Genomic DNA, 22279 nt, shown 5'->3' on the forward strand with positions numbered 1-22279 from the left:
CGGTGGCGCACCGGCCGGGTCACGAGCACGATTTCCCTTCTCCCCTTGAGGGAGAAGGTGGCCGCGAAGCGGTCGGATGAGGGGTGCCTGCGGCGTTGCGAACAGCACAAAAGCCGAGCTTTGCTGCCGCGCACACCCCTCATCCGACCCTCGCTTCGCGAGGCCCACCTTCTCCCTCAAGCGGAGAAGGGAAGCCGTGCGGACGGAAAAGCCGTGCCTCAAACAGGCGCGCCAACTTGTCAAAATCACTGCGACGGGACACTAGAAAGGGAACTTCATGCCCGGCGGGATGGGCAGGCCGGCGGTCATTTCGCTCATCTTGGACTGCATAAAGTCCTCGCCTTTACGCCGCGCATCCGCGTGTGCAGCGACAATCAGATCCTCGAGGATTTCCGCCTCCTCAGGCTTGAGGAGTGAGGGATCGAGCTTCACACCGCGCAAGTCGCCCTTGGCCGTCATTGCGACCGTCACCATGCCGCCACCGGAGGAGCCTTCAACGATGGTCGAGGCTGCCTCTTCCTGCATTTCCTGCGCGCGTTGCTGGAATTCCTGGGCCTTTTTCATCATGCCCATAATGTCTTTCATTCGTCGTCCTCCGTTTCGAGACCCTCGATCGCCTCTGGGTCTTCGAGCGCCTCGTTTTCGGGCGCGGCCTCGCGGGTTTTAATGTTGACCAGCCGGGCACCGGGAAAGGTCTCCATCACGGCCTTGACCATCGGATCTTCAAGCGCCTCGTCGCGGGCGTTGCGCTGGTCGGCTTCGCGCACCTCACGCAGGGTGGGCGTATCGATTTCCTTGGTCGAGACCGTGACGAGCCAAGGGCGCCCGGTCCAATCCTTCAAGCGCGCCGAGAGCACCGACACAATCGAGGGATTCGCCGTCGGCGTCAGCGCGACCTCGATCCGGCCCGCCTCGAAGCTGACCGGCTTCATATCGGATTCGAGCGCGTGCTTGAGCAATATATCGCGCTTTTCACCCGCAAGTGCCACCAGTTCGGTGTAGCTTTGCGGCATGGGTTGCGCGGCCTGCGCCCGCGGCTCGTTTTGCGGCTGCGGCCTAGGCATGGGCGCCGTCGCACGGGCGCTGAAGCCGCCGCCGGTGGGGGCGGGGGCCGAAGGTGCCGCCGCGGTTTCCTGGGGTTGGCCGGTGAGCTTTTCGATCAGTTCGTCGGGGCTTGGGAGATCGGCGGCATAGATAAGCCGGATCAGCACCATTTCAGCGGCCTGCAAACCGTTGCCGGATTGCGCAATCTCGTTGAGCCCGCCCGAGAGGATCTGCCAGGTACGGGTCAGGATGCGCAGGCCCAGCCGGTTGGCCAGATCGGCGCCGCGCGTTTTCTCGTCGGGGGTCAACACCGGATCGTCGGCAGCCGAGGGGACGATCTTGATCCGCGTCACCAAATGTGTGAACTCGGCGAGATCGGCGATGATCGTCGAAGGGTCGGCACCCGAATCGTAAAGATTGCGCAGTCCGTCGAGCGCTGCGGCGACGTCCCCTCGCATCACGTTTTCAAACAGGTCGATCGTCTGGGCACGGTCGGCAAGCCCGAGCATCATCCGCACCGCCTCGGCGGTGATCCGTCCGTCGCCGTGAGCTATGGCCTGATCGACGAGCGAAAGACAATCGCGCGCCGAGCCCTCGCCGGCGCGCACCATCATCGCAAGCGCTTCTGGTTCGAACGGCACGCCCTCTTTTTCGAGCAGACCGGTCAGATATCCCGTCATCACCTCGGGCGTGATTCGCCGCAGGTCGAAGCGCTGGCAGCGCGAGAGGATGGTGACCGGAACTTTGCGGATTTCGGTCGTTGCGAAGATGAACTTCACATAGGGAGGCGGTTCTTCAAGCGTCTTCAGCAGCCCGTTGAAGGCCGAGGTCGAGAGCATGTGCACTTCGTCGATGATGAACACCTTATAAGGCGCGCTCATCGGCGGCGTGCGGGTCATCGCGTTGATTTCACGGATAGAATCGATGCCGGTATTGGACGCGGCGTCCATTTCCATCACGTCGACATGCGTGCCCGAAATGATCTCGGCACAGTGCAGACCTTCCTTCTGAAGATCGAGCGTGGGGTGCGGGCCGGTCTCGTCGGCGTAGTTGAACGCACGCGCCAGAATCCGCGCCGTCGTGGTCTTGCCTACGCCGCGAACGCCCGTGAGGATAAAAGCATGGTGGATGCGGCCGGACTTGAACGCGTTCGAGAGCGTCCGGACCATCGCATCCTGGCCGATCAAGCTTTCGAAACTGCCCGGCCGGTACTTGCGGGCCAGAACCTGATAGGGAGTCTTTTGCGGGTCGGAGGTCGCCATATCTTCCTGTCGCGTGCCCATCGCTGCGTGAGGACGGGGCGCCGGGTCTGGTTTCGGCTCTTGGAGCCCGTTTACGCGTTGGCGCCAAATAGCAGGAGGCTGACGACGACCCGTGCCGTACTCGTTAGGGCTGCTTCCTTCCGGACCTGACCCGGTTGGCGAGCGGTTCGTCCGCCACCAACCTCCCGATCCCTATGTGTTACATCGGCGCGCCGAATGCAAGTGCCCCGCTTTATCCAAATTGACGGGCGGTCAGCCTGCCGATTTGGATGAAGGTAACGGGCCACGGCAAAATGAGGGCCCTACTTCGAATCCGGCGCGTTCTCCGCAACAGGATAAACCCCCAGGATCTTGAAGTGATCCGAGAAAAAACCGAGCTCCTCGAGCGCGAACGCCACGTTCCGGTCTTCCGGATGCCCTTCGATGTCGGCATAGAACTGGGTGGCGGTGAACGAGCCGTCGACCATATAGCTTTCGAGCTTGGTCATGTTGACCCCGTTGGTCGCAAACCCGCCCATGGCCTTATAGAGCGCTGCGGGCACGTTGCGGACGCGGAAGACGAAAGTGGTCTTTACCTTGGTGCCGTTGGGCGTCGCATATTTGGGCTCGCGCGCCATGATGAGGAAGCGCGTCGTGTTATGCGCGGCGTCTTCGATATTTTCCGCCAGAACCTCAAGCCCGTAGATTTCGGCGGCGAGATGCGAAGCGATGGCGGCCAGCGTCTTGTCGCCCTTTTGCGCGACCTCGCGTGCCGATCCGGCCGTATCGACGGCGTTGATCGTGCGCAATTTGTGCTCCGCAATGAACTTGCGGCACTGCCCGAGCGCGACCGAAAGGCTCTGCACTGCCTTGATGTCCTCGAGCGTCGCTCCGCGGACACCGAGCAGGTTCATGCGTACCGGCAGATAGTACTCACCAATGATATGCAGCCCGCTTTCGGGCAGGATGTGGTGGATATCGGTGATCCGGCCATAGAGCGAATTTTCCACCGGGACGACGGCATAGTCCGCCTCCCCCTTCTGCACCGCGCCGATGGTTTCCTCGAAGGTCACGCAGGGCATCGGTTCGTCGTTGGGAAAAAAGCCATGCGCCGCCGCATGACTGAAAGCTCCCATCTCGCCCTGAAACGCTATCTTGTGACCCATTGTCCGGTATCCACTGTCGGTAGTTGATTGTAAGCGCGCCACTAATGGCCCCGACCCCGGCCCAAGTCAATCTTGGCGGCGTGCGGGGAGAGGCGATGCTTGCGGCAATTGTCGCACCTTTGCCGATGCTGGTTGCGCGCGCCGAAACTTCTATTATAAGGTCCGCGCGCGGGCTTGGCGGGCGAATCCGGAACTTTGGCGCGACCCTACTGACCGGGTCATGGATCGGATGCCCAACTTCCGCCTAGTGCCTTGCCTCACCTTGAATGACGGGTCGACCCGTCATTCAAGGTGAGGACAACAAGGCCACGCCAAGGAAAATCCTGGTGGGCTGTATCGTCATTTTTGACGATACAGCCCACCAGGCTCAAGAGAATTTGCACGGCCGGCGCCGGCGAGGGAAACGGTACGGAGAGACCGAGACTATGAATTCATTCGAACTCAACAAGATCTTCGGCGCCATTCTTGGCACGCTCGTTTTTGTCATGGGCGTTGGCTTTCTTGCCGAGGCCATTTACGCACCGATCGAGAATCGGGGCGCGACCTATGAATTGCCGCTGCCCGAGGGTACTGGCGAGCAGGCCGCCGAGGCCGAGCCCCAGGCCGTTTCGATCGCCGAGCGGCTGCAGACTGCCAGCGCGGATACGGGGGCGAACCTCATCAACCGCTGCCAGTCCTGCCACGATTATTCCGCGTCCAACGAAAACCGTACAGGTCCGGGACTGTGGAATATCGTCGGTCGTCCCATCGCCAACCATGAAGGCTTTGCCTATTCGGACGCGCTCGCTTCGCTGGGCGAAGCCGGCGATAGCTGGACCTATGAGAACCTCGACGCGTTCATCGAGTCCCCGCGTAATTTCGCGCCGGGCACCAAGATGACGTTCGCGGGTCTTTCAAACCCCGAGGATCGCGCCAATCTCATCGCCTTCCTGCGCGAGCAGGCGGATAATCCCGAGCCGCTGCCCGAAGCGCCCGCCGAACCGGCTGGCGAGGATCAGGCCGAGCCCGCAGACGCGATCGAGAATGGCGAGCCCACGCTCGAGCCCGTCCCGGTCGAAGACACGGTGGAAGCCGCCGAAGAGGCCGCACAGGAAGCGGAAGCCAATGAAGCTGCAGCCGGAGACGAGCCGGCGGCACACTGACAGCGCTTTTGAATTTCCGTATCATAGCCGTGCCGGTCTCCGGCGCGGCTTTTTTGTTTCAACTTTGGAGGATTGTCCCATGGCGCTTCTCGTACACCTGCCCGGCCTTGACGCGTCGCCCTGGGTGGAAGGGTTCCGCCGTGCGCTCGATGGATATCCGGTCTATGGCGATGACGATATTGTGCCGCGTTCGGAGGTCCGCTACCTCTTCGCCTGGAAGCCGGCCCCCGACGCCTTTGAAGGGCTCGACAATCTCAAGGCGATCTTTTCGCTCGGCGCCGGGGTCGATGCGCTTTTGCGCCACCCCAACCTGCCCGATGTACCCATAGTCCGGTTCGTCGACGCGGACATGACGCAATCGATGAGCGACTACGTCATCGCGCAGGTGACGATGCATCACAGGCTCATCTCGCGCTACCAGGCCCACCAGCGGGCAAAGGTCTGGACCCAGCTGTATCCTCCGCCGGCGACGGATATCGCCGTGGGCATCATGGGGCTGGGCGTTCTGGGCGAGGATGCCGCGCGCAAGATCAAGATGCTCGGCTTCACGGTCAACGGCTGGAGCCGCACCCCCAAATCGATCGGAGGGGTCGTGAGCTTTGCCGGAGCGGAGAGCGTCCCCGATTTCCTCGCGGCGACCGACATCCTCGTCAACCTTCTGCCGCTCACCGAGGAAACCCGTGGCATCCTCAACACCAAGACCTTCAAGGGCCTGCGCCGCGGCAAGCTGCCGGGCGGACCGGTCGTCGTCAACGCGGCCCGAGGCGGGCATCAGGTCGAGGCCGACATCGTCGCGGCGCTCGAAGACGGCACGCTGGGCGCGGCCAGCCTCGACGTCTTCGAGATCGAACCACTACCCAAAACGAGCCCGCTCTGGACGCTTCCGAATTGCTACATCACCCCACACATCGCGGCGGTCTCGAACGAGGCCAATGGGGTAAGGTACTTTTCCGAAATGCTCACGGCGCACGAGCGCGGCGAGCCGCTGGCGAATCTGGTGGATAGGGGGCGGGGGTATTAAAGCTCCAGCATCCAGTACTGCCCATTGAGGTCGTGCCCGAACGAATGGTGCGGCTCCTCGCGTTGGAGTTCAAAGCCCGCTGCCTGATAGATCCGGCGCGCAGAGGCGAGGCAGTCCTGTGTCCATAAAATGACACGGCGATAGCCTGACTCGCGCGAAAAGGTCACCGCTGCGTCCACCAGCAGCCGTCCCAGCTTGCGGCCCCGGAAATATGGTTCGACATAGAGCATGCGCAACTGTGCTGTGCCCGCTTCACGTGCCGGAAGGATGAACACGGAACCCGCGACCTGGCCGCCAATCTCGGCGATCCAGAGATATTTGGGTGGAGTTTCGGGCGCCTCAGCGTATTCGGCATAAATCCGCGCAATCAGCGCTTCGAATTCGGCGTTCCAGCCATATTCGTGATTGTAAAGTGCGGCTTGGCGCTCGATCAGATGGCCAAGCTCGCCAATCCGTGGCGGGCGCAGCACAAGCGCGCCGGAAGTATCGGTGGGCGCAAGGATTTCTCGAATGGTGCGCATGCTGGCCAGGAGCCTCGCCCGGCGTGTGGCGTCGAGAGGCCCGATCAGAGCTTCAGTAGCTTCATCGCTCAGCCGGTTGAGCTCGGCGCAGGCGGTCTCGCCCGAAGCGGTCAGCGTCAGTCTGTTGGAGCGCCGGTCGCCATCGTCGGGAATGATCGAGAGATGCCCCTGGTCCGACAGCCGCCAGATCAGGCGGCTTAATTGTCCGCGATCCATATCCAGCGCTTCAGCGAGCGTCCTCGCGGTCGTCGCGCCATGGTGCCCGATCTCATGGATCAGCCGCGCCTCAACCAGCGAAAACTGGCTTTTGTGCATGCCCTCTTCGAGAAGGCCAATGACCTTGGTGTAAAACCGATTGAAGGCGCGAAAGGCGGCTATGTCATCCTCGGCGACGGGCATGATGGTCTCCCACTCGAAATATCGTTGATATAGTCAACAATATACACGCAGGAGTCAACAATGTTACACGCCATAGCGCCCCTTGAGCACGCCATAAAGCGCCCGCACCCCCTGGTCCGTGCCACCGAACGGACGGCCCGGCCTTGCCTCGGGTGCCCAGGCGAAGATATCGAGATGCGCCCAGTTCGTCTCAGGAGCAACGAAGCGGTTGAGGAACAGCGCTGCGGTAATCGACCCGGCCAGCCCCCCCGACGAGATGTGATTGACGTCTGCCACCTTGGACGACAGCAGCTTGTCGTACGGCCCCCAGAGCGGCATGTGCCAAAGCGGATCGTCGATCGCCATGCCGGTCTCGACAAGCGCCTGCGCAAACGCTTCGTCACGCGCATAAAGCGGGGGCAATTCCGGGCCGAGTGCGACGCGGGCGGCGCCGGTCAGCGTCGCCATGTCGATCATGAGATCGGGTTTGTCCTCATCGCCCAGCGCCAGCGCATCGGCGAGGATCAGACGCCCCTCGGCGTCGGTATTGCCGATCTCGACGGTGATCCCCTTGCGCGAGGGCAGGACGTCCCCCGGCCGGAACGCCGCGCCGGAAATGGCGTTCTCGACAACCGGAATCAGAACGCGCAACCGGACCTTGAGCTTTGCATCGACGATGGCGTGCGCAAGCCCCAGGACGTTGGCTGAGCCGCCCATATCCTTTTTCATCAGTGCCATGGAATTGCCCGGCTTGATGTTGAGCCCGCCGGTATCGAAGGTGACGCCCTTGCCCACGAGCGTCACTTTCGGGTCGCCCTCCTGCCCCCAGGACAGGTCGAGCAAGCGCGGTGCCTCCGCGCTCGCGCGCCCGACCGCATGAATCATTGGGAAATTTTCGGCAAGCAGATCGTCCCCGGCGACAACCCGAACGTTCATCCCACGCGCCTCGGCGAAATCGCGAATCACCGCTTCATAGCGGTCCGGCCCCAAATCGTTGGCGGGTGTGTTGACGAGGTCGCGGGCAAGAAACGCCGCTTGCGTCAGCCGGTCGACCTCGGCGGCATCGGCACCATCGGGCAGAACCAGCTCCGGCGCGGCATCGGCGTGTCTGTAACGCGTGAACCGATAGGCCCCAAGCCGGAAACCGAGCGCGCCGAGCGTCGGATCGCCATAGGCGCCTTCGAGCCGGTACGCACCGGGCTTGAGCGCGGCTGCCGCGAGCCCCAGGACCAGCGGCGAGCGCTGGCTTTCGTCTCCCACACCGAAAGCATAAGCCGAAATGCCGTTCTCCCCGGGCAATGCGAGGAGCTTTCCCTCCTGCCCATCAAAACCGTTCGCCTCGGCCCATATGCGATGCGCCTCGGAAAGCGGCGCCTCGCGGAGCATACCCTTTGGGATGCAGACGAGCGGGGTCGGATCGGTCATTGGGAGAATCTCCGGAACACTTGAGGCAGGAGCCCAAGATGTAGCGGCTTGGCCCGGTTCCGGCAATCGCGCAAGGAGCCGCTTTCACGGCAATCGGGTGAAGGATATGGGCCTGTTTTGCCCCCGTCATCACCCGGCTTGTCCGGGTGATGACGGGGGAGGAAATCGGAATAGGGCGTTTCCATCCTTCACCCGATGCCCCGGCGCCCCTTAACCGCCCGTTAGGGTTAATGATTTACGTTCCCTTAAGGGCAAAATGGGTGGAAATTCGCCCGAGCAGACGTCAACGGAGTTCCCTTCATGGCCATTGGCCTCGCGCGCATCGCCTCAGTGAGCCGTTCGGCCCTTCTTGCCTCGGTGGCGCTGGTTGCGCTTTCGGCCTGCGCGACCAATCGCACCACCGCGGTCAACGCAGACTATTCCAGCCTGTCCGGCCCCCAGATCCAGACCACTGTCGCCGAGCTCGCCAACAGCTACCGCAGCAACCCGCGCGATGCCACGCTCGGCATTCACTATGCCGCCGCACTCCGCGCCGCCGGCCAGACGACGCCGGCGGTTCAGGTTATGGAATATCTGATGGGCCAGACCCGTGGCGGCCCCGCCGTCAGCCTTGCCTATGCCAAGGCCCTTGCCGCGGACGGGCGGTTCGAGCAAGCGCTTTCGGTGCTCAACAACACGATCGATCCGGTCGCGCCCGATTGGGAGGCGCTCTCGGTCAAAGGCGCGATCCTCGATCAGATGGGCCAGCACGAAGCGGCACGGGCGGCCTATTCCCAGGCGCTCCTGCTCGCTCCGGACCGGCCGGCACTCCATGCCAATATGGGGCTCTCCTATTCGATGACGGGCGATCTGCGGCAAGCCGAGCAGCACCTGCGCCAGGCCGTAGCGCTACCCAGCGCTTCAACACGTGTACGGCAGAATCTCGCTTTGGTTCTCGGCTTGCAAGGCCGCTTCGACGAAGCGCGCGCGATCTATGCGCAGGAGCTGCCCTCCGATGAGGTCGAGGCCAACATGGCCTATATCCGCGCCATGCTCACCCAGCAAAACCGCTGGGATGAAATTCGGGGGGATACGTAGTCCGGCTGTGCGGACGAAATGCCTAATTCACACGGTGTTCGTAGCGCACCGGGCGGTCACACGCACGGGTTCCCTTCTCCCCTTGAGGGAGAAGGGAACCCGTGCGGACGGCAAGCCCGTGCCTCTATAAGACGCGCCAACCTGTCGAAGCTACTGTGCCGAGATGCTACATCGTCAGCGCCGTAATGATCGCGGGCGCCATGATGATGATAAACAGCACGGGCAAGAAGAACAGGATCAGCGGCACGGTCATTTTAGGCGGCAGCGCAGCGGCTTTTTTTTCGGCCTCCATCATACGCGCCTCGCGGCTTTCCTCCGCCATCACGCGCAACGCCTGACCAATCGACGTGCCGTAACGGTCCGCCTGGATGAGTGCCGTCATCACGGAGCGCACAGGATCGAGCCCCGTCCGGCGGCCGAGATTTTCAAACGCCCGTGTGCGGTCTTCGAGAAACGAGAGTTCGGCTGTCGTCAGTGCCATTTCCTCGGCAAGCTCGGGGCTTTGCAGCCCGATTTCCTTCGACACGCGCTTCAGCGCATGTTCGATCGACATTCCCGACTCCACGCACAAAAGCACGAGGTCGAGCGCATCCGGCCAGGCCCGCTTGATCGATTGCTGGCGTTTCTGCGTCTGGTTCTTGAGCAATAGGATCGGCAGATAGGCGCCCAATAGCCCGACACCGACGGAATAGGTCACATTGAGATAAAGCGGACGTCCGCCAGGCGCGAGGATCAGGAGATAGACCGCTGCGATCGCGAACAGCACGAGCGGGGTCACAAAGCGGATGAACAGATGCCGCGTCAGCGCAGCCTGTCCACGCTGGCCGGCTTGAGCGAGTTTGTCGACGGTGCTTTCGTCCACGAATGCCTTTTGCAACGAAAAGCGGTCGACGATATCCCGCATATAGGATTTGGTTTCGGCGCCACGAATACCGCGCACGGGCCCACCGCCCTCTGCCTTGGCGTTGGCTTGGCTGCGCAAGCGCGACATTTCGCGGGCGCGCATCTGCTCGCGTTCGAGCGCAACCTTCTTGATCCGGTCTTTGCGCTCCGCCCGTTCGGCGAGCTGGGCACCGAACGTGAAGACAATGGCCGCGGCCGAAATCGCCGCAAAAGCGGCAATCAGGAAGTCCGAGCTGGCGATTTGATCGAGAATTGGCACGGGTAACTTCCTAGTACTCGAACTGAACCATGCGGTACATGACGAAGATACCCATAACGAGCATGCACACGGCTCCACCGAGCGCGATCTGCCCGCCGCTGGTCGTCCAGAGCGGCGTTAGGTAGGTCGGGCTCACGACCGAAATGGCACCGATCACGAAGAGCGGCAGCGCGCCGATGATCATCGCCGAGGCCTTGGCCTCCGAGCTCATCGCCTTGATCTTGCCCTTCATCTTCTTGCGGTCGCGCAGCACCCTGGCGAGGTTGCTGAGGGCCTCCGAAAGATTGCCGCCCGCCTGCTGCTGCACGGTGATCACGACGACGAAGAAGTTGACCTCCGGCAGCGGCACCCGGTCGAACAGGACCTCGACGGCTTCCGTCATCGATTTGCCGACCGATTGCTGGTCGAGCACGCGCATGAATTCCGATTTCACGGGCTCCTTGACTTCCTTGGCCACGAGCCGGATGGAATCGTTGAGCGGCAAGCCCGATTTGACGCCGCGTACGATCGCCTCAACCGCGTTCGGCAATTCATCGAGATACGCCGCCTGATAGCGCTTGCGGCGCCGCGACAGATACATGTTGGGGAGCACGTAGGCGCCGGCCACCGCGAAAACCGCCGCAAAAACGACCGGCACTTGCAAAAAGAAGAAGACGACAAACAGCACCCCACCGAAGATGATGCAGTTGCGCGTCCAGACGCGCGAATCGGTTTTGATCCCGGCTTGAAACAGCCGGTTTTTCAGCGTCTTTTTCTTGCGCTTGGCGTTGAGTGCGTCAGTCTGGGATTTGAGCGCGTCCTGTACGGTCCGCCTGCGGCTTTCGCGGGTTTTCTGCGCGCTCGCCACCTGCCGGTTGACCTGGGGGTCGCGCTGCATGGCTTTCATGCGCTTGGTGGCACGGTCGCCGCCCGAAAGCGCGGGGACGAAGGCGAACCCCAGCGCCCCGACGCAAACCACCACCAGAATTCCCAGGATCAATGGCGACATTACTAGGGCCTGTTAACACTATGAATAGGGGTTAGACGGGTCATAGTCCGAGAACCCTTCGTGGAAAATGCGCCGCCACAGGCTGGCGCCTGCACGGCGGATTTTTCGCGACAAGGGGCCGGACCATGACCTGCTCGAAACACTTGCCATTGAACGATTTATGCAAAATCAATCCCCTATCCATAGTGTTACCAGGCCCTAGATCATCTCGTTGTGCTCGACATTGGCACGCTCAAGCGCATCGACCAGCGCTGCCTCCTCATTGAAGTAACGCGCCTTCTCGGTGAAGTTCGGCTTCGTAATGCCGGTCGAGCGGTGCCGTCCCATCAGGTTGCCGTGCGCGTCCTCACCCAGGATGTCGTAGAGGAAGATGTCCTGGGTGACGATCACGTCACCTTCCATCCCCAGAACCTCGGAAATATGGGTGATCCGGCGCGAGCCGTCGCGCAGGCGCGCGGCCTGGACGATGACGTCGATCGAGGAGACGATCATTTCGCGGATGGTACGCGAGGGCAGCGCGAAGCCGCCCATGGTGATCATCGATTCAAGACGCGAGAGCGCCTCGCGCGGAGAGTTGGCATGGAGCGTGCCCATCGAGCCGTCGTGGCCGGTGTTCATGGCCTGGAGAAGGTCGAAGGACTCCGGGCCACGCACTTCGCCGACGATGATGCGTTCGGGCCGCATACGCAGGCAGTTCCGCACCAGCTCGCGCATGGTGATCTCGCCTTCGCCCTCGAGGTTGGGCGGGCGCGTTTCCAGCCGGACCACATGGGGCTGCTGGAGCTGCAGTTCGGCGGAGTCCTCGCAGGTGATCACGCGCTCGTCGCGGTCGATGAATGCGGTCAGGCAGTTCAGTAGCGTCGTCTTGCCCGAACCCGTGCCGCCCGAGATCAGCACATTCGCCCTGACGCGCCCCAGAATCCGCAAAACCTCGGCGCCCTCGGGCGAGATCGAACCGTATTTGACGAGCTGGTTGAGGGTCAGCTTGTCCTTCTTGAACTTACGAATGGTGAGCGCGGGGCCGTCGATCGAGAGCGGCGGCGCGATGACGTTCACGCGGGAGCCGTCGGGCAGGCGCGCGTCGCATATGGGTGAGGATTCGTCGACCCGGCGGCCAACCTGGCTCACAATGCGCTGGCACACATTCATAAGATGGGAATCGTCGCGGAAGCGCACATTGGTGAGCCGGACGCGGCCGTCAACCTCGATATAGCACTTCTGGGAACCGTTGATCATGATATCGGCAATGTCGTCGCGCGCCAGCAAGGGCTCGAGCGGGCCATAGCCCAGAACGTCGTTACAGATATCCTCGAGCAGGTCTTCCTGCTCGGAGATCGACATCACGAAGTTCTTGAGCGCGATGATTTCGGCGACGATATCGCGGATTTCCTCGCGCGCGGCGTCCTGATCCATCGCCGCGAGCTGCGAAAGGTCGATCGAGTCGATCAGCGCGTTGAAGATCGAAGATTTGGTCTGGAAGTAGGTCTTGTCGCGCGCCGCGTCACCGGCATTGCCGACGTCGACGATTTCCTGCTGCCCAGGACGGGCCGGTTTCGGAGCCTCGGCAGCGGGGACCGTGCGCGGCGGCGCCTGATGTTCGGGCACCTTGTCGCGATCGGGGCTGGGCGGAACCGCGCTGCGGGGCGCGGGTGCTGCCTGAGTATTGCCGCCGAAACTGGTACGCTTGCCGAACATGAAAGACTTTCCTTACGAAGCGCGCTTGAGCTTCTTGAAGAGGTCGGGCAACCGCAGGACGCCGGATTTTCCGCCCGCTCCTCCCTGCGTGCGCCCGGTCACCTGCTGGGAAATGCCCTTGAACACCTCGTTGAGCTTATGGCCTGCCGAGACTTCGGCGATCATCTGCCCGTTATTGGCCGCCGTGCCGAAGAGGCCGGGTTCGAACGAGACTTCACCAGCGAGGCGGCATTCGATGGATGCGGCGAATTCAGCCGCCGGGATCTCGGGCCGCTTGGGGATACCGGCCTTGTTGATCACGAGGATCGGATCGACCTCTGCAGGCCGCGCCGCCTTGATCGTATCGGCGATATTCTTGGCATTGCGCAGATTGGCGAGATCCGGCTCCGCGACGATCACGACCTCGTCGATGGCGCTCAGGGTATGGCGCACCCAGTCGGTCCACATATGCGGAATGTCGATCACGACCATCGGCACGTGCTTCTGGCTGAGTTCGATGATCTGCTCGAAGCTGCGCTCGGAAAGGTCGTATGTGCGGTCGAGCACGGCTGGCGCGGCGAGCAGGCTGATATGATTTGCGGCCTTGCTCATCAGCCGGTCGAGCATCACCGCGTCCATCTTGTCGTTGGCATAGACCGCATCCGCGATCCCCTGCGGCGGATCCTGGTTGAAATCGAGCGCGGCGGTGCCGAAGGCGAGGTCGAGATCGAGGATCAGCACGTCCTGGCGGAACTGGCGCGCCATGGCCCAGGCCGTGTTATGCGCGATGGTCGAGGCGCCCGCACCGCCCTTGGCGGAGAAAAAGCCGATGGTCCGGCCGATCGGCGCCGCATCCGCGCCGGCAAACAGGTCGGAGATCGCGCTGATGAGCACCGGTGTCGTTGTGGGCATCACGAGATATTCGGAAACGCCCGCGCGGATCAGTTCGCGATAGAGCACCACGTCGTTGACGTGCCCGATGACGATGACGCGGGTCGAGGGATCGCATACTTCGGCGAGCCGGCCCAGCGCGTTGAGGATCTGATCAGCACCGAGCGAGGTTTCAACGATGACAAGGTTCGGGGTGGGATTGGTCTTGTAGGTCTCCACCGCGCCGTCGAGACCGCCATTGTGCGTGGTGAGGGCCACCTTGGACATACGCCGGTCGCCGGCGGCGCTCTCGATCACCTGCGCGGTCTGGGAATGCTCGCAGAACGCCTGGATGGTGATGCGGGGTACGAGCCGCGCACCGCTGGGCGCATCGCCCTGCCCTGTCATCGGTGTGGTTTCGCCGTCGAAATCGCTCATCTCGCTCCCCCTTAATCGAGCACGAAGCCCACAGAGCCGCGGAACTCGCCGCCGCCCTGTCCGCCCGAAACGCCATAGAGACTCTCCATGCGCCCCAGGAACATCGCCTCGGCGTCCGAAGACGACGGATAGTCGTCTGTCGGCAGCGGCTGCGGGGCATAGGCCGAGGTCGGCTGCGCAATCGTCGGGGTGACAAGGATAACGAGCTCTGTCTGCTCGGTATTGTACTCATACGACCGGAACAGGGCGCCCAGGATGGGAATATTGCCCAGGCCTGGCACCGTGGAGAGTTGGCGGCGCATGCGTTCGTCGATCAGCCCCGCAATCGCGAGCGTCTGGTTGGTGTGCAGTTCCACCGATGTCGATGCGCTGCGCGAGTTGAGCGTATTGTCCAACTGGGGCTCGGAGACCTCGGTGTTGATGACAAGCCCGATCGCGCCGCCAGATTTGACGGTGGGGGTGAAATCGAGCGTGATCCCGTAGGGCCGGAAAAAGACCTCCCACTCCCCATCGGCGGTGAGACGTTCGACGGGCAGTTCACCGCCGACGTGGAAGCTCGCTTCCTGCCCCGACATTGCCGTCAGCACGGGCTCGGCAAGAAGGCGCACGGCGTTCTGGGCTTCGAGCGCTTCCATCGTGACGTCGATATCGAGATTGGGAAGGGACAAACCGAGCGTATAATCGCCCGTTTCGGTGCCGCCCACCGGCAGCCCCGTGGTCCCGAGCGAATTGGCGTTCGCCGTCAGCGTGGCCGCGAGATTGATGCCGAACTGCTTTGCCACATCGCGCTTGATTTCCGCGACCGTCACCTTGAGCGCCACCTGCTGGCCGCCCGCAACGTCGATGACACTCGTCACATTGCCTTCACCACCGGCATATTGCGCGGCGATCTCGATGGCCTTTTCGAGATCCGCCCCCGAATTGACATTGCCCGAAAGCACCACCGAATTGGTACCGGCCCCCGAATTGGCAACGGATTCGACGGAAACCCGCGCCCCGGGGATAAGCCGGTTGATCGTCGCCGCGAGGCCGGCCGGATCCTCGCCGACCGAGATTTCGATCACCGCGATGCCCGCTCCAGCGGGATCGAGGAAGAAGATATTGGTCTCGCCAGGCGCCATGCCCTGAATGATCGCGCGCGAGCGCGTTCGCATGATCGCGTTGGCAACACCGGGCTGCGATACGATCACCTCGCCGGCTTCGACCGGCAGGTCGACGATGATGGATTTGTTGACGCCAACCTCGATATATTGCGTGCGCCCGATCTCATTGCTCGCGATGCGCAGATGCGGCGATGTCGCCATCGCCGGAACGGAGACCAGCACTGCGCAGAACACCGCCAGTGCCGCAAGCGCTCTGGGGATCGTACGGGGCTTTGCGGACGGAAGGCTGAGAAACGTCGTCATCGGATACGGCCCGCCTATTCTGGATCGACCTGGGGTCCGCCGTCTCCGGTTTCGGGAGCGGCGGGTTCCGAGGAAGTGATGGTTTCGAGGAATGCGTCGGATAACGGCCAGCGCTCGCTATCGGAGGCGACCGTATCCGTCTGTGCGGTCTGGGCTGGCTGATTGACGGCGGTCGAGACCACCGACTGCTCGTTGCCATAACGGATCAGCCTGATCGCCTGGGCCTGGCCCGATCCGAGCCCTGCGAGGCCCGCATTGGGATCGTCAAAATCGGCCACCGAGCGCAACACCAGTGCCAGCCGTCCCGCCGAGCTGGCGTTAAGGAGCACTTCGGCTTCGCGCGGCGTCAGTTCGAGCGTCGCGATATCGTCCTTGGCGAAGCGCTGGCTGGCGGGAGCGTCGGGATCTTCGCCGCCGCCGGTTTCGCCGAGTTCGCCCAGCCGGGCGCCAATGGACAGCACGCGGATATTGTTGAGGATGGTTTCCGAATGGCTCGACCCAGAGCGCGTCAGCACCACGTCGACCCGGTCGTTCGGGGTGATATACCCGCCCGAAGCCGACTCCGGGGTTACCGGCACCGCGACCGCGCGCATGCCTTCGGAAATGACAGCGGAAAGGTACCCCTGGTCGGAATTGACCAGCTTCGCCTCGCGGATGGGCTCGCCGGGGAAAATCTCGAAACGCGCGACGGCGCCCGTCATCAGCTGCGGCGCGTCGGGCACGGCGGCGTGCGTGATATAATCGGCGCGCACGGCCCCTTCCGGCCAATCCTGCCACATGACATCGTCGGGCGTGATGCGCTGGCCAAGCCCGATGGCGTTGCGCGCGACGAGAACCTGCGCGCGCGCCTCCTCGCGAACCTGCGTCACCTCGACGGTCTGCGGCTCGGGCTCGCCACCTCCACGGGTCGCGAGGAAGGCCGCAAGCCCCCCGGCCACGAGGGCGACAACAATCAGCAGGATACGCGCCGGTTTCATGTCCAAACTCCGATTACGCGCCGCGCTGCAACGGCTCACGCGCCACGGTTCGCGAACGAGGGAAACGCCTCCGTCCTTTACGGTCACGACCGGCCCGACGGGAAAACCACGTAAGGGCTGATCGCGCAGCCGGCACTATGGTCGCCAAAGGGTCAAAACTTGGTTAACCGGAGCTTTTTTCTGGAGGTTAATTAAGCGTTTAAAGTTGTATACGTTGGAAACGGGACGTACTGCACGCGTTGCATTGCATAGCGATTTTGACAGGTTGGCACCAACGTCCTCCGCCACTCCGTCGCAGGGCATTCGGGCGAATGCTACCGGTGTTGTGCGCTCCGCCTCGCCCCTCTCTCCGTCATCAGCAATTCCAATTGATGGTGCTGCACAGTGATTTTAACAGGTTGTACCTCCTATCCCCCACCTCCGCCGTCATCCTCGCGCTTGACGCGAGGACCCGCAGGCTTGAAGCGGCCTGCGCAGGAGTTGGGCGCTTTGAGCTTGCGTGGTGCGCCCGACGTCTGCTCGGTGCGCGGTGGCGTTGCGGGTCCTCGCGTCAAGCGCGAGGATGATGACGGAGGGGGCGGGGCATGGTGCGGAGGCCGATTTGGGGGGGCAAACCGGGCTCAATTAGAATTGCTGATGACGGTGTGTGTGTGGAGTGTGGGGGAGGCCGCGCAACCTGTCACAGCGACCGCACAGAACCACCTGGATCAGGCGGTGAGCAGAGAAAAGATCGCCGTTTGCGGATAAACGACGAGACCGCCGATGGCCAGCGCAATACCATAGGGAATGCCCGTAATCCGGTTATGCAACCGTGCGATCCACGCCACTTCAGACAGCCCCTGCGGCAAGGCAAAGCGGCGCATGACGACCATCACAATGGCCAGCACACCGCCTGCAATCGCGGTCACGAACAGGTAAGGCAGCGCTGCGCCGGTGCCTAACCAGAGCGCGGTCGCCGCTGCAAATTTCGCATCGCCCCCACCGATCCATCCGGCTGCGAACATGCCGAAGGTGACGGCAAGAAAGCCCAAACCGACGAGCACGTGCACGCCGATAGCGCCAAGGGGCAACCCGGCGAGCAGCGCAACGGCGAAGAAGCTACCGGCGCAGGTGAGGACCAGCCAGTTGGGAATGCGCATGGTGAGCAGGTCGGAGATGGCTGCTGCGACCATAAAGGCGGGGAAGATGAGAAGCGCTATAGCAAACAACACGAGCGAGGCAACCTTGTTCGACCGACCGTCTTAATCCTGGTTGATTTCCAGTTCGGTAAACTGTTCTGCTACGCCACCGAAGAGACCCTCGATAGGGTTGCCGAGCGCTAAGACGGAAGCAACAACGACAATTGAAAGCAAGGCAGCGATCAGCGCGTATTCGACTGCCGTGGCTCCGGATGCATTTACCAGCAACCCTGCCGATGTCTGCTGCGGCACTGCAACATCGGATTGCCTCGTCTCACGCTCGCGCCAAGACATCATGTGCACCCCTTATTCGATATGCGGCGCCCTCGACCACAGCCCAATATAAGGCGCTACAAGAAATATACAGTTTATCAGTATTTCGAGTTCGTAAAAGAACAATAAAAAAAGGGGGCATATGCCCCCTTTTTCTGAATCTTTATGCTAACTTTAGCCGTTGTCATCGCTGGCGTTGGCGGCAACCGCGTCATCATAGGCACCCTGGGCACCCGACATCTGGCCACCGATGCTGTTAAACGTGCTTTCGATCTGCGGGCCAAGCAGAGCGATCGCCGCAATTACGACAACGGCCATCAGGGCCGCAATAAGTCCGTATTCGATTGCCGTGGCGCCGGATTCGTCCTTGGCAAATTTCGCGAAGAGATTCATGTCTAGCTCCTTGTTCTGCGTCCTCTTAGTGACGACATCCGTCCGACGCGTCACACATCGAACTTGGCGCGAAGCTAGTCTTCAGCCGTTGAAAATAAGTTAATCTACGGACGTGCAAGCCCGGACTTGCGACTTGTATTTGTTATACTTTTCAAATGGTAACCGGGATACATAAACCATTAAGTATCCGTCCGGTTACGAGAGGGCGGCTTGGCCGTGGAGAAGCGGTCCTTTTCCAGGGCCGCGCTGACCGCCTCTTGCCCCAAGCTTGCGCAGCAGGCCCCTGCGTCAGGCGCGAGGATGATGGCGGGGTAGGGCAATCGCTTGAAGTAATGTTCTGTCTGCCCGGATGGAGGTAAGCTCCCGCGCCTCCAACACCCCTCGCTGCCCCCGACTTGATCGGGGCCCCATCAGCGTTTGAGCGCCCGAATTGGGTGTGCGATGCAAAGCGTTGCCCGGAACCGGGTGCGTACCGGATGGTGCGACTGTGAGGATCCCGTTGCCCGTCCAATGCACCCGATGCCCTCACCATTCGGCACGGCAAGGGTCGGTGGCATGACCGTGCATCGCGCGACGATCCCGGATCGATAAGGCGCTGATGGGCCCCCGATCAAGTCGGGGGCGGCGAGGTGGTGGTGGAGAGGTTGGCTTCATCCGATTGCCCTAGGGAAAGATGGGAGGCGAGAGCCGTACCGGCAGGCCGCTATGTTCGCCGTAGCACATTGGAAAAACAGCGAAACTGCAAAACTTATCCCCGCCCCACAAACGTCAAGTATGATGCTTCTCACGGACCCGCTTCTGATGGGCGCAGGCGCAACGAACGTTTGGGCGGGACCGGTCCGGGTCCGATGGGAGTCGTCCCAGCGGAGGCCCAAACGTCACCGTGGCCAGCCACAGCGATCCTGTGGTCACCGGGGAAACCTGGCGGGGATTGGCCCCAGCCCGAGCGGACGCCAAGCCAAAAATCCCGGTCGTATGCGGCGAGGCGTGCCTCGCATCTATAATCAGTATGAGGCGCGTCTCGCCGCATACCGTCCACGCTATTTGAACCTGATGGCAGATTGCCGGAGGGCGCTTTGGGCTGAGTATTTGCCAAATATAAACCATTCCCCGCCATTCTCGGGTAACCATAGCTTTAGTCGATTGGGATAATTGCCATGCCGGGTTTCGTTCGCAGCGCGTTTCTTGCTGCCGGTCTTTTCGGTCTCGCCGTTTTACACACGGGCGGAGGTCTCGCGGCCGAGGACGGCGTCGTGGTCAACGTCAATACCAATATGGCCCGTGTCCTGCGCATCAACGCGCCCGCGGCCACGGTGATCATCGGCAACCCGGCGGTGGCGGACGTCACCATTCAGGATCCCCAGACGCTGGTGCTGACCGGCAAGAGCTACGGGCGGACCAACCTCATCATCCTTGACGCTGCCGGCGAACCCATCGCCGACACCATTGTGGAGGTCACCCAGTTGCAGGCCGACACGCTCACGGTCTTCCAGGGCGCCCAGCGCACCTCGCTCGCCTGCGCGCCCGATTGCCAGCCCACCATCGCGCTCGGAGACGATCCGGCCTACACCTCGACGGTCATCGGCGGCAGCCAGATGGTGACATCGGCGGCGAGGTCGCATTAACCTTCGATTCACGCATCTATCCATTTTGCGCAAAGTCTGTCCGATTCAATAACCTCGAATTAGGTGTCTTGCCCGTAAGTGTACGCCAGTATTGATGCGTAGGCACAGTTACGGACACTTGGATGCGGACTTGGACACGCACGCTGAACCGCCTATTCCGCCGTTTCGGCGCCGCCCGGAGCGGGGCGACCGCCGTTGAGTTCGCCATTCTCGGGCCGATCTTCTTCGCGCTGATCGGCGCCACGATGGAAACCGCCGTGGTGTATTTCGCCGGCCAGGCGCTCGATTCCGCCATCCATGAGTCCTCACGCCGCGTGCGGACTGGCGAAGCCGTGTCCATGGATGCCGACACGTTCCGAACCGAAGTGTGCGACCGGCTTTACGGCATGTTCGACTGCGATGCGATCCACCTCACGGTGACTCCGATCGACGATTTCGCCGACTATTCCGCATCCAATCCGATGGACCCCGAATCCGGCGAGATGAACGGTGCGGAAGTCTTCGATACCGGCGACGGCGGGTCGGTCATGAAGGTCGAGGCCTATTACAAATGGCCCACCATCCTCAATATTCCCGGGCTGATGGTCGGGCTCACGCCCGACGGCAAGCGCCTCTTGTCGGCAACCCGCGTCTTCCGCAACGAGCCCTTCTGATGAGCATGCGCACCAACGCTCTCCCCTCCCTCGTCACCCGCTTCGCCAGGACCGGCAGCGGCATCGCGGCGGTGGAGTTTGCCCTGATCGTACCGATCATGCTGCTGCTTTATCTGGGAGCAGTCGATCTCACCCAGGGACTTATGGCCGACCGCAAGCTCACGCATCTCGCCGGCACGCTCGGCGATCTGGTGGCGCAGGACAACCTCGATGAAATTACCGGCGATGATATCGAAGGCTATTTCGCTGCCAGCGCGGCCTTGATGCGGCCCTATGACGGCAATGCGACACCGATGCGCATTTCGATCGTTGCCGTGGACGATTCCGGTGACGCCGACGTCACCGAAAGCGTGGCGGTGAACGGCATGACGCCTCTGGAAACCGGTACGCAGATCACGCTGCCCGAGGACATCGCCAATCTGGCATCCGGCCGATGCGCGGTCATCGCGGAGGGCTGGTATGCCTATAGTCCCATGTTCAGCTATGTCTTCCAGTCCGACGTTCCGCTCTATCAGCGCTCAATCCACATTCCGCGCATGGACACCGAGGGTTGCGAAGCGGACGGATTGCCGGACCTGGATCCTGTTGACGATGTCGTAACCGGCGTATGTGCCGGGTTCAGCGGCAACGCTCATCAAGGTGCCAATTGCGAGAATAACAATAACAGTTGGGGCACCGGAAACGGCCAGGGCGGCGGCATTACCAACAGTGGCGGCCCGAACAATGGTGGCGACAATTCCGGAAGCGGCGCGGAAGAAACAGGCAGCGGCGGAGAAACCAGCACCACGGACACCGGCAGCGCCGACACCAGCAACGTAGGCAACGGCGGCTGGTGGGATTGGTGGAGCGGATGGGCCGGCTGGAGTTGGGGCGGCTGGGGCTGGGGTTAGGACACTCTCAAGAATACCTGCATCGCCTCCCGCGCAGCGCGCTCTGCCCTTGCATTGCCCGGGCCGGTCTGCCAATAGGGCGGCAACCCCTGCCCCTTATTTCCCGGAGTGCTGCCGATGTCCGAACCGCTCATCCCCGTCTTCGACCTCGGCGGCGTCTTCGTCGACTGGAACCCGCTATATCTCTTCCGCAAGCTCTTCGAGACCGAAGAAGAAGCGGTATGGTTCCACCAGAACATCTGCACGCTCGACTGGAATCTCGAGTTCGACGCGGGCGATGTTTACTCCGAAGGTGTGGCCAAGCTCATCACACGGTTTCCCCGCTACTGGCGCGAGATCCAAGCCTATGACCTGAGGTGGAAAGAAACCATCGGCGGGCTTATCCAGGGCACGATCGACATCCACGACGAACTCGTCGCCGCGGAGATTCCCACCTTCGCGATCACCAATTTCTCCTGGGAGAAGTGGGTCTCGGTGCTGCCCGACTGGCCGTTCCTTGAAAAGTTCGACGGGGTCGTGGTTTCGGGCCTCGAACGCATGGTCAAGCCCGATATCCGCATCTACCGGCTCTTCTGCGAGCGCTACGGCCTTGCCCCGGATTCCTGCGTCTTCATCGACGACAACGAGGCCAACATCATCGCTGCGCGCAAATTCGGCATGGAAGCGATCCACTTCACCTCGCCCCAGGCGCTGCGCGCGGAACTGATCAGTTACGGCCTGCCCCTTAAAGGCTGATG

Annotated in this window: 21 protein-coding genes and 1 other RNA gene; 7 read left to right on the forward strand and 15 right to left on the reverse strand. The window is 62.1% G+C overall.

Annotation, left to right across the window (positions count from 1 at the left end; genetic code table 11):
- Positions 1-261: 261 nt before the first annotated feature.
- From LG281_RS09445 to LG281_RS09460, 4 genes are all read right to left on the reverse strand, one after another.
- Entirely contained in the window at positions 262-585 is a 324-nt protein-coding gene (locus LG281_RS09445) for a YbaB/EbfC family nucleoid-associated protein (protein WP_404400016.1), read from the reverse strand.
- Positions 582-2327, reverse strand: coding sequence for a DNA polymerase III subunit gamma/tau (locus tag LG281_RS09450; protein ID WP_404400018.1), 1746 nt, complete (start codon positions 2325-2327; stop codon positions 582-584). Before LG281_RS09450 ends, LG281_RS09445 begins: the two co-directional genes overlap by 4 nt.
- A 70-nt stretch (positions 2328-2397) precedes the next feature.
- Positions 2398-2492: signal recognition particle sRNA small type (gene ffs / locus LG281_RS09455), an RNA gene on the reverse strand.
- Between the two features lie 116 nt (positions 2493-2608).
- Entirely contained in the window at positions 2609-3451 is an 843-nt protein-coding gene (locus LG281_RS09460) for a prephenate dehydratase (RefSeq protein ID WP_404400020.1), read from the reverse strand.
- A 425-nt stretch (positions 3452-3876) separates the two neighbouring features.
- Here LG281_RS09460 and LG281_RS09465 point away from each other — a divergent pair, with 425 nt between their 5' ends.
- Positions 3877-4593 (forward strand): c-type cytochrome, encoded by a 717-nt coding sequence (locus tag LG281_RS09465; RefSeq protein ID WP_404400022.1) that lies wholly within the window; start codon positions 3877-3879, stop codon positions 4591-4593.
- Between the two features lie 79 nt (positions 4594-4672).
- Positions 4673-5614: a 2-hydroxyacid dehydrogenase gene (locus LG281_RS09470; protein ID WP_404400024.1), complete on the forward strand. Its 942-nt coding sequence runs from the start codon at positions 4673-4675 to the stop codon at positions 5612-5614.
- Here LG281_RS09470 and LG281_RS09475 read toward each other — a convergent pair.
- Together LG281_RS09475 and LG281_RS09480 are read right to left on the reverse strand one after the other, a co-directional pair.
- Complete coding sequence (locus LG281_RS09475) at positions 5611-6534, reverse strand: GNAT family N-acetyltransferase (protein WP_404400026.1); 924 nt, start codon at positions 6532-6534, stop codon at positions 5611-5613. The two genes, LG281_RS09470 and LG281_RS09475, sit on opposite strands and share 4 nt — an antisense overlap.
- Positions 6535-6597: 63 nt before the next feature.
- Complete coding sequence (locus tag LG281_RS09480) at positions 6598-7938, reverse strand: leucyl aminopeptidase family protein (protein WP_404400028.1); 1341 nt, start codon at positions 7936-7938, stop codon at positions 6598-6600.
- Between the two features lie 300 nt (positions 7939-8238).
- On the opposite strand from LG281_RS09480, the gene LG281_RS09485 reads away from it, so the two are divergent.
- Entirely contained in the window at positions 8239-9015 is a 777-nt protein-coding gene (locus LG281_RS09485) for a tetratricopeptide repeat protein (RefSeq protein ID WP_404400030.1), read from the forward strand.
- Between the two features lie 166 nt (positions 9016-9181).
- Here LG281_RS09485 and LG281_RS09490 read toward each other — a convergent pair whose 3' ends face one another.
- The 9 genes from LG281_RS09490 to LG281_RS09530 all read right to left on the reverse strand — a co-directional run bounded on the left by LG281_RS09490 (position 9182) and on the right by LG281_RS09530 (position 18374).
- Positions 9182-10177, reverse strand: coding sequence for a type II secretion system F family protein (locus LG281_RS09490; protein ID WP_404400032.1), 996 nt, complete (start codon positions 10175-10177; stop codon positions 9182-9184).
- Positions 10178-10187: 10 nt separating this feature from the next.
- Positions 10188-11165, reverse strand: a complete 978-nt coding sequence (locus tag LG281_RS09495) for a type II secretion system F family protein (protein ID WP_404400034.1) — start codon at positions 11163-11165, stop codon at positions 10188-10190.
- A gap of 198 nt (positions 11166-11363) precedes the next feature.
- Positions 11364-12860 (reverse strand): CpaF family protein, encoded by a 1497-nt coding sequence (locus LG281_RS09500; RefSeq protein ID WP_404400036.1) that lies wholly within the window; start codon positions 12858-12860, stop codon positions 11364-11366.
- A 12-nt stretch (positions 12861-12872) separates the two neighbouring features.
- Positions 12873-14147, reverse strand: a complete 1275-nt coding sequence (locus LG281_RS09505; RefSeq protein WP_404400038.1) for a CpaE family protein — start codon at positions 14145-14147, stop codon at positions 12873-12875.
- Between the two features lie 11 nt (positions 14148-14158).
- Positions 14159-15553 (reverse strand): type II and III secretion system protein family protein, encoded by a 1395-nt coding sequence (locus LG281_RS09510; RefSeq protein ID WP_404400040.1) that lies wholly within the window; start codon positions 15551-15553, stop codon positions 14159-14161.
- A 14-nt stretch (positions 15554-15567) separates the two neighbouring features.
- Positions 15568-16530, reverse strand: a complete 963-nt coding sequence (cpaB, locus tag LG281_RS09515; protein WP_404400042.1) for a Flp pilus assembly protein CpaB — start codon at positions 16528-16530, stop codon at positions 15568-15570.
- A gap of 707 nt (positions 16531-17237) precedes the next feature.
- Complete coding sequence (locus LG281_RS09520; protein WP_404400044.1) at positions 17238-17741, reverse strand: prepilin peptidase; 504 nt, start codon at positions 17739-17741, stop codon at positions 17238-17240.
- Between the two features lie 30 nt (positions 17742-17771).
- Positions 17772-18005 carry a Flp family type IVb pilin gene (locus tag LG281_RS09525; RefSeq protein WP_404400046.1) on the reverse strand — a complete coding sequence of 78 codons (234 nt, stop codon included), beginning with the start codon at positions 18003-18005 and terminating at the stop codon, positions 17772-17774.
- A gap of 150 nt (positions 18006-18155) precedes the next feature.
- Positions 18156-18374 carry a Flp family type IVb pilin gene (locus LG281_RS09530; protein WP_404400048.1) on the reverse strand — a complete coding sequence of 73 codons (219 nt, stop codon included), beginning with the start codon at positions 18372-18374 and terminating at the stop codon, positions 18156-18158.
- 1157 nt (positions 18375-19531) lie between these two features.
- On the opposite strand from LG281_RS09530, the gene LG281_RS09535 reads away from it, so the two are divergent.
- The 4 genes from LG281_RS09535 to LG281_RS09550 all read left to right on the forward strand — a co-directional run bounded on the left by LG281_RS09535 (position 19532) and on the right by LG281_RS09550 (position 22277).
- Entirely contained in the window at positions 19532-19999 is a 468-nt protein-coding gene (locus LG281_RS09535; RefSeq protein WP_404400050.1) for a pilus assembly protein N-terminal domain-containing protein, read from the forward strand.
- Between the two features lie 122 nt (positions 20000-20121).
- Positions 20122-20652 (forward strand): TadE/TadG family type IV pilus assembly protein, encoded by a 531-nt coding sequence (locus LG281_RS09540; RefSeq protein WP_404400052.1) that lies wholly within the window; start codon positions 20122-20124, stop codon positions 20650-20652.
- Positions 20652-21542: a TadE/TadG family type IV pilus assembly protein gene (locus tag LG281_RS09545; RefSeq protein ID WP_404400054.1), complete on the forward strand. Its 891-nt coding sequence runs from the start codon at positions 20652-20654 to the stop codon at positions 21540-21542. Before LG281_RS09540 ends, LG281_RS09545 begins: the two co-directional genes overlap by 1 nt.
- Positions 21543-21659: 117 nt before the next feature.
- Entirely contained in the window at positions 21660-22277 is a 618-nt protein-coding gene (locus LG281_RS09550; RefSeq protein ID WP_404400056.1) for an HAD family hydrolase, read from the forward strand.
- Positions 22278-22279: the final 2 nt, after the last annotated feature.

Source organism: Pelagibacterium halotolerans, assembly GCF_044811015.1.
GTDB lineage: Bacteria > Pseudomonadota > Alphaproteobacteria > Rhizobiales > Devosiaceae > Pelagibacterium > Pelagibacterium halotolerans_A.